Origin of the sequence: Yersinia pekkanenii (genome assembly GCF_001152565.1) — a bacterium.
GTDB lineage: Bacteria > Pseudomonadota > Gammaproteobacteria > Enterobacterales > Enterobacteriaceae > Yersinia > Yersinia pekkanenii.
On the sequence record NZ_CQAZ01000002.1, the window covers coordinates 75,920 to 88,589 of the forward strand.

Genomic DNA, 12,670 nt, shown 5'->3' on the forward strand with positions numbered 1-12,670 from the left:
AGTACTTGATGTTATGTAAAAGTGTGATGTTACGGTCAGTCGTCAGTAATGAAACGTTTTTACTGTTAACGTCCGCAGCATTTCTTATATTTTTTCCCCGAACTGCAAGGGCATATATCATTTCTACGCACGGATGGCCGGACTCCGTCGATATAATACCAGTGTTCTTTTATTTGAAGGAAGCGCGAACGTTCATGCATCGTGCTGATCTGTGCAGTATTTGTATCGGTAAGGCTGGTATCAGTAAAACGGGCAATGAACTCAACAAAGGCTTCTCCATCATGAGTGCCAGCCATTTCATTGAGTATTGTTAATCCGTGCCATGAAGTATTGGTAAAGCTTTGGATTATCCCTGATCGCCACTCTTGGGCCTGGCAGTCGGGGTGCCAGGTTCTAACCAAGTAATCCACATCTTTTTTTGCATAGGCGCTATAACGGGAGCGCATCAAAATTGCAGGCTTAGCCGCAATCTGAGTACCAAGAATATAGGGTTCACAGCATACCTGGTATTCCAGGGCACTGCCGCATGGGCACGGTTCTGACAAAATTTCTCCGAAAAAATCATTAATGCCGCTATATCTACTGATGATAGGTCAGTTACAGATAGGGATGGGCAAGTAAAATAGTTATCAATATGGGACTATCTTACCTAATCGCGAGTTGAGGTTCAAAGTTGATCATTTTCTGAGGATACTCACTAAAATTAAGTTTTGTGATTACCATCACAAAAATACTTGACCGGCGTTTCATTATGGCGTAACTTGGCAATTGTGATGTGTGTCACAAAAAAATAATGATATTTACAGGAGCAACCCATGAAGCTGATCAATAAAGTCATCGCACTGTTCGAAAAAATGAGTGTCTCATTCGGCACCATCAACGGTTGATTTTCCGTAAGAATTCATAATATTCTGGCTCAAGTCCGACATATAGTTAATAGCACTGTAGCCATCGAAAGCTGGTAGTGAAATGAAAGCGTAATATGCGATTATCTATTTATCGAGCTTTATATTACCAGGTAACTGTTGATCGGTATGATCCTGAGTATTTATTCTGAATGGTCACCATTATGGTGGCCATTTTGCATTCTTATATCAGTTATTGAAAAATAAAAGCTAACACATTACCGCTTGATAAATTAATTGCATATTACTCCTCTGCCTATCAATTTAGTTACTGCTATTCAACGATTTCACCATATATAGACTCAATGGGTCGTCTTGGTAACAAGCAAATTCAGATGTAAGCTCGACGCTTAATCGTTGATATAGCTTTACCGCTTCAGATTGATAAATTCCCGTTATCTAGATAAATAGCCTTTAAATTTAATTGGTTAGATCTACCAATCAACGTTGCTGCTAACCGACCTGCAATCCCACTGGCACGATAGTTTGGGGTGACAAATACGCGTTTAATTTCAGGGGCTATTTTCAAGCAGAGAAAGAATAGCATACCCGACAGCCTGCCCTTCCAGCCTGGCAATATAAACGAATGTCTTTATCTGACGCATACTCATAATTGACTCTGCATGATTGCTCCCAGTTGGGTAGAGTGCTGTTTGATACGCATCTAATTGAGCAATCAATGCAATAAGATCAGGGTTAAACAGATCGGCCTAGCATATTTCAATATTCACAGTATATCCCTCTGCCGTGCCGCTATATCATTAGTAATGAAATGTAAACTATTTGTATCAATTTACCAGAAGGATTAATGTTCACTATAGTTTAATCCGTAGAGTTATAAAACTAACGGAGGAAAATACCTTTTCCTCCTGCGTGGCAGGTAAGCTGTAGCCTGATAATTTAAGCACCATAGAGTTGTACTGGTAGCCCTAGCTTGAGTTGATTTGTTCGCTTGATGAATAAAGTGCCAAACTGATTGAAAATGGACGAAATAAAATGAGAAAAATCAAGGTTGGACTGGCTCTTGGAGCTGGAGCCGCTAAAGGATGGGCACATATTGGTGTCATTAACGCGCTGAAAAAAATGGGCGTAAAAATCGACGTTGTAGCCGGTTGTTCGGTGGGTTCGCTGGTCGGTGCTGCTTATGCCAGTGACCACTTGGATGCGATGGAGCATTGGGTTCGTTCATTTAAATATTGGGATGTTATTCGTTTGATGGATTTTTCCTGGCACCGTGGTGGGTTGCTGCGGGGGGAGAGGGTTTTTAATGCGGTAAACAAAATAATAGCAGTGCAGGATATTGCAGAGTGTAAATTGCCTTTTGGTTCAGTCGTAACAAATTTAACGACAGGTCGTGAGTTATGGTTTACTGAAGGGGATATTAAATCGGCAATCAGGGCTTCGTGTAGCATGCCCGGATTATTTTCTCCTGTTTGGTTTGGTGGCTATTGGTTGGTTGATGGTGCGGTAGTTAATCCTGTTCCTGTCTCTCTGGCCAGAGCAATGGGGGCTGATATCGTAATAGCAGTTGACTTACAGCATGATGCACATCTTATTCAGCAAGATCTTTTCTCCTCACAAACATCCCCTGAAGGCAAACTTTCTGGTGTTCCTGAAAATTGGCATCAGCGTTTGAAGGCGCGAATAGCCAATATATCCGTTAGCCCAACTAAGGCGGTCCCCAGCGCGATGGAAATAATGTCTACCTCAATACAGGTGTTGGAGAACAGGCTAAAACGTAATCGTATGGCTGGGGATCCCCCCGATGTGTTAATCCAGCCTTATTGCCCACAAATATCAATGTTGGACTTCCATCGAGCGGATGAAGCAATTGCTGCCGGACAATTGGCCGTTGATAAAAAAGTTGAGCAGCTCAGTCATTTAATAAGGGATTAATGAGTAATAAGTGGCTGCCATAAAATTCATTCATAACAATTTCTGACAAGCACAAACAATCATTTTGAGCCACTATTACGTATAAGATTAGCAAGAGAAGCAGTACATGGAAAAACCATTAGCAGGTAAAAATATTTTAGTCATTGAGGATGAAACAGTCTTTCGCACCGTCATCGCGGGATTCTTGGGTTCACTCGGTGCTATGGTTCATCAGGCGGGAAATGGACTGGAGGCGTTAGAGCAGCTTAAAGTCCAGTCTCCGGACCTGATACTGTGTGATCTTGCTATGCCTAAGATGGGAGGCATCGAGTTTGTTGAGCGTTTACTTACCCAAGGGGTGAAGATCCCAGTATTAGTTATATCGGCCACTGATAAGATGACTGATATTGCTAAAGTTTTACGTTTGGGGGTAAAGGACGTTCTACTAAAACCGATAGTTGACTTGAACCGCATACGTGAAGCGGTACTGGCTTGTCTTTATCCTGCATTATTTACATCCCATGCAATTGAAGAAACAGAGCTTATTCAGGATTGGGAGGCACTACGTAAGAACCCTTATGAAGCTGCTCAACTATTAAAGCAACTACAACCACCGGCACAACAAACCATTGCACACTGTCGAGTAAATTATCGGCAATTGACAATGGTTGAGCAACCGGGGTTGGTACTTGATATTGCTGCATTATCAGACAAGGATTTGGCTTTTTACTGTCTGGATGTCACTCGAGCGGGGGATAATGGCATTCTGGCAGCATTATTGTTACGAGTGTTATTTAACGGGATTTTACAAGAAAATTTGGTACAGCAGCAGCAGCGTTTACCGCAAATGTCAACGTTACTGAAACAGGTTAATCAACTATTACGGCGCACTAATTTAGATGGGCAATTTCCTTTGCTCGTCGGTTATTACCATGTGGAATATCAGAATTTAATTCTAGTCTCGGCGGGCTTGCATGCGAATCTCAGCGTAGGGAAAAATCAGATTCAACTCAACAGTGGTGTGCCTTTAGGGACATTAAAAACAGCATATTTAAATCAAATTAGTCAGCGCTGTGAAGCATGGCAATGCCAAGTATGGGGAGGAGGAAGTCGTTTAAAATTGATGCTTTCAACTGATGAGTCACCCACACATTAAGTCTAGCACTCAATAAATAACCTCTATAATTAAGGTGTTTCTGTCTTTTATTTGTCACAAAGCCCTCCCTACCATAAATGGTTCTATAACGAATCTGTGAAATAAGCCTAATTTGTTTCAATCAATGTACATAGCCAAGATGTGCGAAATATCGGTTGATATACTTTCCTCCTTACTTATGACTGAACATTTTTAGTCTACATTTATTATTCGCTGGCAATAAAGGGTATCGCCTCAGGCTAAATTAAGGTTAGTTCCTGATAATGGTACGACAAGTACGCCCCTTATTGAATTCCAACTCGAGGATTGATTGCATGAAGGTTACGGTTTTTGGTATTGGTTATGTCGGCTTGGTGCAGGCAGCGGTGCTTGCCGAAGTTGGTCATGATGTTCTTTGTATTGATGTCGATGCAAACAAAGTTGCTGACCTACAGAAAGGCCGTATCGCTATTTTTGAGCCAGGATTGGCACCTTTGGTAAAAGAAAACTACGAGGAGGGTAGACTTCGGTTTTCAACAGATGCAAAAGCTGGCGTCGCGCACAGTACCATTCAATTTATTGCCGTTGGCACTCCCCCTGATGAAGATGGTGCGGCTGACCTTAAATATGTACTTGAAGTTGCTAGTACTATTGCTAAATATATGGATGCACCTAAAGTCATTATCGATAAATCAACAGTGCCAGTAGGTACTGCGGATAAAGTGCAACAAAGAATAAAAACTGTTCTACAGGAACGTGATAAGGACATCGCATTTAATGTAGTTTCCAACCCCGAGTTTCTAAAAGAAGGGGCAGCTGTTGCTGATTGTAAACGGCCTGAGCGTATCGTTATCGGTATTGATACTAATGATAATGGTGTAATCGATTTAATTAGCGAACTATACGAGCCCTTCAACCGAAATCATGATCGTATGTTAATTATGGATATCCGCAGTGCAGAACTGACCAAATATGCAGCAAACGGTATGTTGGCAACAAAAATCAGTTTTATGAATGAGATTGCTAATATAGCTGAACGGGTTGGCGCAGATATCGAGAAAGTGAGACAAGGCATTGGTTCGGACTCACGCATTGGGTACCATTTTATTTATTCCGGCTGTGGTTATGGTGGTTCCTGTTTTCCAAAAGACATTCAGGCATTAATTCGTACAGCCGAAAGTTATGGTTATCAACCACAACTATTACGGGCTGTAGAGCAAATCAATAATGAACAAAAGTATAAATTAGCCGAACTTATTCAGTATCATTTTGATTCACAACTTGCTGGGAAAATATTTGCGCTTTGGGGATTAGCATTCAAACCCAATACGGATGACATGCGGGAGGCACCAAGCCGAGTTTTAATGGAGACATTATGGAACGCAGGAGCGATTATTCAAGCTTATGATCCTGAGGCAATGGATGAGGCTCAGCGCATTTATGGCGCAAGAGATGACCTAAGATTGATGGGAACTAAAGAATCGGCACTACAGGGAGCGGATGCTTTGATTATTTGTACTGAATGGCAGAGTTTCAGGGCCCCCGATTTTGACATGATCGAGTCCCGGTTAAAACAACCGGTTATTTTTGATGGGCGCAATCTGTACGATCCAGAGCGTTTAAATAGTCGAGGATTTACTTATTATGGGATTGGTCGCGGTATGTCGATTAATCGGGTGTAAGGCGCGTTACAGATGATTTTAAGCGTGAGTACAAAGTTAAATTAGTTTCTATTTTGTACTCAGCTCATACACAGTGAGACTTAGCAACAGTTCATCGCCAATATTATGCTTTATGAAAATTATCGAATGATTCAGTCGGTTATATCGATGATGGTGGCTTTATAAATTAACGGAGTATTCTGATGGATATACAATCAGAATCATAACTAAAATTTATTTATCGAAGGCGATATGTTTAGGTTAGTTGTTCTTGGTTGACTGTATGTAAATTCACCGATGGCCAAGGTGAGAATTTCAACTATGATGGATTTGTTGGAAGGAAGCTAAAAAAATACCCCCCCTATAATAGGAGGGTATTTTTATCGTAATAATAAATTAATTAAGACTATTACAGCAGGAAATCATCCAGTGATTTGCCTTCTTCTTCAATGGCTTTCTTAATCACTGCTGGAGTACGGCCTTGGCCTGTCCAGGTTTTCGTTTCGCCATTTTCGTCTACGTACTTATATTTAGCTGGGCGCGCAGCACGCTTAGCTTTAGTCGTCGCTTTAGTTGCACTCATCGTTTGCAGCAGTTCATTTGGGTCAATACCGTCAGCAATAAGCATTTCACGGTATTGGCTCAATTTACGTGTGCGTTCTTCGATTTCTGCTTGTACTTGAGAATCTTCTTCGCGGCGTTCGTTAACGACCACTTCGAGTTTCTCTAGCATTTCTTCTAAAGTTTCTAGAGTGCATTCACGTGCTTGTGCACGCAGAGTACGGATGTTGTTAAGAATCTTTAACGCTTCGCTCATTGTCCTGGTCTCAAATTATAATTGGTGGGGGGGCGTCTGGATAATAATAGAGTGCTATTTTAATTTCTGCAATAGCCAATTTGATTAGCATACTCGAATTTACGTATTTTATTAGCGAAAAGTTGCTGCTTGCTACTAATAAGCGATGGATGCTTGTTATTCTCTGTGGTGTTTTTAACGTAAAAGTTCATTTTGCTCGCTAATGACCCTGCACGAGAACATGATTTCCTCACTAAGTTATAAGTTTGCTTTATATCAATAAAGCAAAAATAGGCTGTTCGCCATGTTGGTATGGGCAATAACTGATCACGCAAGAAAGTCGAGATATTGATATAGCGATCATGAAAGATTGAGTAAGGGAAAATCTCTGTATTGGATTTGTCAGATTTTGACAATATTTGTTATCACTATTCTACCAATTAACCATGAAAACACATTACTTGTATCATTAATGAGCCGATCGTGCGTTCCCATAGCGCAACACTATTGTTAGCCTATTACTCTAATCTGGTTAATGTTCAAGCAGAATGCGTTTACTGTGTCAATATTGTCAAATTGTTCATGTAAGGTACCTAATAGTAGTACTGAGTTTCAAATGAAAGGACAAACCGCGTCATTAACTTGATCGTTACTTAATATAGAAAACAGCAATATAGAGACGTCGCCTGCTCCAAGTAAAGTCTGATTCATGATAAACTTTGTTCACATTGTCATTGTGACCATTCATTATACCATTGGAGTTACGGGCCCATGGCTCAACTTTATTTTTATTACTCTGCGATGAATGCAGGGAAATCTACCGCGCTGTTGCAGTCCTCTTATAACTACCAAGAACGAGGTATGCGTACCTTGGTGTTTACCGCAGAGATAGACAATCGCTTTGCTGTCGGGACTGTCAGTTCACGCATTGGCCTGTCCTCACCGGCTCTGCTTTATAATAGTGCAACATCACTATTATCCATTATCACTGTGCAACATCAGGCAAAACCCATTCATTGTATTTTGCTTGATGAATGCCAATTCTTGACTAAAGAGCAAGTTCAGGAATTGTGCCAGGTGGTGGATGAATTGAATATCCCAGTGTTATGTTACGGCTTACGTACGGATTTCCTCGGCGAATTATTTCCCGGCAGCAAATATTTATTGTCTTGGGCTGATAAATTGGTTGAACTGAAAACAATTTGTCATTGTGGCCGCAAAGCGAACATGGTGCTGCGCTTGGATGAACAGGGCAGAGCGGTGCATAATGGTGAACAAGTGGTTATTGGTGGCAACGAAAGCTATGTCTCTGTCTGTCGACGTCATTATAAAGAAGCCATTAAAGCGGCTTGTCTTCAGCATCACTCTTAAACGCTAATTATCCGCAACAGGCTACCTCACAGGACTTATTGTTGAAGCTGTGGGGTAGCTAGCCTCCCGTTGAGTTGATTCCATATGGCTTCATATATTTCGTTTATGCCCGTGGCAAGCATTTGCCCTTAGGTTATATCCCTAAGAGAGTACTAAATTGATTTTATTGCTAAACGTTGCTCAATATCGCCAAATAGATACAGCCAAGTGACACTGAACCCATCAGGATATCTGGGATTGAGTGACATTATTGCGATGTGACATTTCATCGCGTAGGGCACTGGCGGGTTGTTGGGGCTGATATAAATAGCCATGCGGAGAGACTAAAGGGATCGGTAAGTTGCGAGCGAGGCTGGTGATTTAAGGGTTATGTTATGCAATTAAGCATGATTATAAAAAGAACCCCCCAATCAGCAATGGCTATTGGGGGGTATATTTTCTGTTGCTTACCCCATCCGAAAATGGGGTTTACACATTAAGATTATTATTGCTTCTTGGCTTTCTTCTCAGCTTTTGGCGCAGGAGTTGCGGCAACAGCAACGTCTTCACGATCAAGCTCTTCACTAAATTCGCGGCCGTAATAAGTATCCATCAGGATCTGTTTCAGCTCAGAGATCAGTGGGTAACGTGGGTTAGCCCCAGTACACTGGTCATCAAATGCATCTTCAGACAGTTTGTCTACTTTCGCTAAGAAGTCAGCTTCCTGAACGCCAGCTTCACGGATTGACGCAGGGATACCCAATTCAGCTTTGATCTCATCTAACCAAGTCAGCAGTTTCTGAATTTTTTGTGCAGTCCGGTCGCCCGGCGCACTCAGACCCAAGTGGTCTGCAATTTCAGCATAGCGACGACGCGCTTGTGGGCGGTCATATTGGCTGAAAGCAGTCTGCTTAGTTGGGTTGTCATTCGCGTTGTAGCGGATAACGTTGGAAATCAACATAGCGTTTGCCAAACCGTGTGGAATATGGAACTCAGAACCCAGTTTATGGGCCATTGAGTGACAAACACCCAAGAAGGCGTTGGCAAAAGCGATACCAGCAATAGTCGCGGCGTTGTGAACACGTTCACGTGCAACCGGATTTTTTGCCCCTTCATGGTAACTGGCTGGCAGGAATTCTTTCAGCAGTTTCAGCGCTTGCAGAGCCTGACCGTCAGAATATTCATTCGCCAATACAGAGACATAGGCTTCCAGCGCATGGGTTACCGCATCCAGGCCACCGAAGGCACACAGAGACTTAGGCATATTCATAACCAGGTTGGCATCAACGATTGCCATATCTGGAGTCAATGCATAGTCAGCCAATGGATATTTCTGGCCTGTTGCATCGTCGGTGACAACCGCAAATGGTGTTACTTCTGAACCGGTACCTGATGTGGTTGTTACGGCGATCATTTTCGCTTTCACACCCATTTTCGGGAACTTGTAGATACGCTTACGGATATCCATAAAGCGTAATGCCAGCTCTTCGAAGTGAGTTTCAGGATGCTCGTACATGACCCACATGATTTTTGCAGCATCCATCGGTGAACCACCACCCAGCGCGATAATCACGTCTGGTTTGAAGGAGTTCATCTGCTCTGCACCTTTACGCACGATGCTCAGGGTAGGGTCCGCTTCTACCTCGAAGAAGACTTCAGTTTCAATACCGTGAGATTTCAGTACGCTGGTAATTTGATCAGCATAACCGTTGTTGAATAAGTAGCGGTCAGTCACGATGAAGGCACGTTTTGCACCGTCAGTTGCCACTTCTTCCAACGCGATAGGCAGGGAGCCACGGCGGAAGTAAATAGATTTCGGGAGTTTATGCCACAACATGTTTTCTGCTCGCTTAGCCACAGTTTTCTTGTTGATCAAGTGCTTCGGACCGACGTTCTCAGAGATGGAGTTCCCCCCCCAAGAGCCACAACCCAGCGTCAGTGATGGCGCTACTTTGAAGTTATACAGGTCACCGATACCACCATGAGAGGCAGGCGTGTTGATCAGAATTCGGGCGGTTTTCATTTTATCGCCGAAATACTTAACGCGTGCAGGCTGGTTATCCTGGTCGGTATACAGGCAAGAGGTATGGCCGATACCGCCCATTTCTACTAGTTTCTCTGCTTTTTCAACCGCGTCTTCAAAGTTCTTCGCACGATACATTGCCAACGTCGGTGACAGTTTTTCGTGAGCGAATGGCTCGGATTCATCAACAATTTTAACTTCACCGATAAGGATTTTGGTGTTGCCAGGAACTTTGATACCCGCCATTTCAGCAATTTTAGTTGCCGGCTGACCCACAATCGCCGCGTTCAGGCCGCCATTCTTCAGGATAATATCCTGAACAGCTTTCAACTCTTTACCTTGTAACAGGTAGCCACCGTGGGAAGAGAAACGTTCGCGAACAGCATCGTAAACTGAATCAACGACGATAATGGACTGTTCTGACGCGCAAATCACACCGTTATCGAAAGTTTTAGACATCAAGATGGAGGCAACAACACGTTTGATATCGGCAGTTTCGTCAACGACGACCGGCGTGTTACCTGCACCAACACCGATAGCGGGTTTACCAGAACTATAGGCCGCTTTAACCATACCTGGGCCACCCGTCGCCAGAATCAGGTTAATGTCTGGGTGGTGCATCAGTTGATTAGACAACTCAACGGTAGGCGCATCAATCCAACCGATAATATCTGCTGGCGCACCTGCAGCGATAGCGGCTTGAAGCACGATATCGGCGGCTTTATTGGTTGCGTCTTTAGCTCGTGGATGTGGAGAGAATACGATACCGTTACGGGTCTTCAAGCTAATCAATGCCTTGAAGATCGCAGTAGACGTTGGGTTAGTCGTTGGTACGATACCGCAGATCAGACCTATTGGTTCTGCGATAGTGATAGTACCGAAGGTTTTATCTTCTTCCAGGATGCCACAGGTCTTTTCATCTTTGTAAGCATTGTAAATGTATTCTGAAGCAAAGTGGTTTTTGATCACTTTATCTTCAACAATACCCATACCCGATTCTTCTACCGCCAATTTGGCCAAAGGAATACGGGCATCCGCTGCGGCTAACGCTGCGGCACGGAAGATTTTATCAACCTGCTCTTGAGTAAAGTTGGCATACTCGCGCTGGGCTTTCTTGACGCGTGCTACTAACTCGTTAAGTTCAGCGACATTCGTTACAGCCATAATGCTCTCCTGATAATGTTAAACTCTTTTAGTAAATGAGCTGTTGAAGCAACTAGTATAGACAGGCTCTAGCGTGCTGTATGGTCAAATAGAGATAGTTTTATAGCTTACTTTCTCATTTATTACCGCTGATTTACTGAAAGAGCTTTTGTTTCACAAGGGATAAAATAGGGGGAAGAAAATACCTTTTTCAACCTGACACTCTTTATTACCCAGTGGAATCGCTCTCTACCACCGCTCAGAGCTTAACTATTCTTAGGTATACATTTCGTGATTTAAATCACAAAAACGTCAAGCTGACACCATTCAGCAGTTATTTGTTGAGAGTAATTATCATTAACTAAAATAAATTGATAATTCATGACCCTAACGGATCATTACCCCTACAGGTTGTTAACAATTATTGTCATTTTAAGCGCTAAACATTCACCCCATATAAATGCGGGTTTATTACATGGATTCCTATGACTAATTCTATTACATTAGCGCGCACATCTATTGGGATGCCATTCTAAGGGTGATTTTTAGTGGAAAGAACTGCATTCAGGTGCTGAAATTATGCAGATCAGCTTCTGATATCATTTACGTCGTAAATTTTCTAGGTTCGAGCTACAAGGTGTGTTGTCCTGGGGCATTAATTATAATGACCTGTTATCTGTGATGTATTTATCAGCAATTGCGCGGAGTGATGTGTGAGTCAATCACTGTTGGATCTTTCAGGTTACATCAAGTTTTTTGTTGGCTTATTTGCACTGGTTAATCCGGTGGGCATATTGCCGGTATTTATCAGTATGACCAGCTATCAGGCTGCTGCTGGGCGGGATAAAACCAATCTGACAGCTAACTTGTCGGTCGCCATAATCTTGTGTATCTCCTTGTTTTTTGGAGATTCTATCCTGAAAATTTTTGGTATTTCCATTGATTCATTCCGTATTGCCGGTGGGATACTGGTGGTTAGCATTGCGATGTCGATGATCAGCGGAAAACTGGGTGAAGATAAGCAAAACAAGCAAGAAAAAACAGAAACTGCGGTCCGTGAAAGTATTGGTGTCGTCCCACTCGCATTACCATTGATGGCAGGACCGGGTGCTATTAGCTCAACTATTGTTTGGAGTTCTCGTTACCACAGTTGGCCGAATTTACTGGGGCTAACGGTAGCTATCGCTTTATTCGCTTTCTGTTGTTGGCTGTTATTCCGTGCCGCGCCTCTATTAGTTCGGTTGTTAGGGCAAACGGGTATTAACGTCATAACGCGAATTATGGGGTTGCTGCTAATGGCATTAGGCATCGAATTTATTGTTACCGGTCTCAAGGCGATTTTCCCCGGATTGCTTTAATCTCTCCTGACTACCCTTATACCAAGGCCACCGGTTTATTCTCGGTGGCTTTTGTCATTCTATAAGCCTGATATTTGAATACTTAGGCATTGATTTGGTGCAAATAATGTATGAACTTTAATCTGTTGCACTTAAATGCTGCAATAATAGTTGCTCTGTAGAAATAATTTGGCTTAAGGCTTATTTGTTCATCTTTAATAGCTGCTTTACTGATGCCAGATTAAATTTAATACATTATTTGTTGTTAAAATGCTCACATCATTCTATAGGGCTTGTGCGGAATTTATCTAGATGTTATTAGTGATTACACTGTAATGGTAGGTGTTTATTCTGGTAATGATGTTGATGTTAACTTTATGTTTCTAAAACCGGGGGTTTTAAGTTTCCCCTGATATAAAGTTAAAATTAATATTATAATTATCCA

General features: G+C 42.4%; 9 protein-coding genes. 5 read left to right on the forward strand and 4 right to left on the reverse strand.

Annotation, left to right across the window (positions count from 1 at the left end; all coding sequences use genetic code 11):
• Positions 1-65: 65 nt before the first annotated feature.
• A complete protein-coding gene (locus tag AEP37_RS24125; protein WP_053101921.1) occupies positions 66-545 on the reverse strand; it encodes a YchJ family protein in 480 nt (159 codons plus the stop codon).
• Between the two features lie 736 nt (positions 546-1,281).
• Positions 1,282-1,452 carry a GNAT family N-acetyltransferase gene (locus tag AEP37_RS27835; RefSeq protein ID WP_408068314.1) on the reverse strand — a complete coding sequence of 57 codons (171 nt, stop codon included), beginning with the start codon at positions 1,450-1,452 and terminating at the stop codon, positions 1,282-1,284.
• Positions 1,453-1,901: 449 nt separating this feature from the next.
• On the opposite strand from AEP37_RS27835, the gene rssA reads away from it, so the two are divergent.
• The 3 genes from rssA to AEP37_RS01335 all read left to right on the forward strand — a co-directional run bounded on the left by rssA (position 1,902) and on the right by AEP37_RS01335 (position 5,597).
• On the forward strand, positions 1,902-2,801 hold the full coding sequence (gene rssA, locus AEP37_RS01325) for a patatin-like phospholipase RssA (RefSeq protein ID WP_049608669.1): 900 nt from the start codon (positions 1,902-1,904) through the stop codon (positions 2,799-2,801).
• 106 nt (positions 2,802-2,907) lie between these two features.
• Entirely contained in the window at positions 2,908-3,936 is a 1,029-nt protein-coding gene (gene rssB, locus AEP37_RS01330) for a two-component system response regulator RssB (protein WP_049608672.1), read from the forward strand.
• A gap of 314 nt (positions 3,937-4,250) precedes the next feature.
• A complete protein-coding gene (locus tag AEP37_RS01335; protein ID WP_049608675.1) occupies positions 4,251-5,597 on the forward strand; it encodes a UDP-glucose dehydrogenase family protein in 1,347 nt (448 codons plus the stop codon).
• 388 nt (positions 5,598-5,985) lie between these two features.
• Here AEP37_RS01335 and hns read toward each other — a convergent pair whose 3' ends face one another.
• Positions 5,986-6,393 carry a histone-like nucleoid-structuring protein H-NS gene (gene hns / locus AEP37_RS01340; RefSeq protein ID WP_049608678.1) on the reverse strand — a complete coding sequence of 136 codons (408 nt, stop codon included), beginning with the start codon at positions 6,391-6,393 and terminating at the stop codon, positions 5,986-5,988.
• A gap of 750 nt (positions 6,394-7,143) precedes the next feature.
• On the opposite strand from hns, the gene AEP37_RS01345 reads away from it, so the two are divergent.
• On the forward strand, positions 7,144-7,743 hold the full coding sequence (locus tag AEP37_RS01345) for a thymidine kinase (RefSeq protein WP_049608682.1): 600 nt from the start codon (positions 7,144-7,146) through the stop codon (positions 7,741-7,743).
• A gap of 484 nt (positions 7,744-8,227) precedes the next feature.
• Here the strand turns inward: AEP37_RS01345 and adhE are convergent, their stop codons facing one another.
• Positions 8,228-10,909 carry a bifunctional acetaldehyde-CoA/alcohol dehydrogenase gene (adhE, locus tag AEP37_RS01350; RefSeq protein ID WP_049608685.1) on the reverse strand — a complete coding sequence of 894 codons (2,682 nt, stop codon included), beginning with the start codon at positions 10,907-10,909 and terminating at the stop codon, positions 8,228-8,230.
• 692 nt (positions 10,910-11,601) lie between these two features.
• On the opposite strand from adhE, the gene AEP37_RS01355 reads away from it, so the two are divergent.
• Positions 11,602-12,246 carry a YchE family NAAT transporter gene (locus AEP37_RS01355; RefSeq protein WP_049608688.1) on the forward strand — a complete coding sequence of 215 codons (645 nt, stop codon included), beginning with the start codon at positions 11,602-11,604 and terminating at the stop codon, positions 12,244-12,246.
• Positions 12,247-12,670 lie beyond the last annotated feature (424 nt).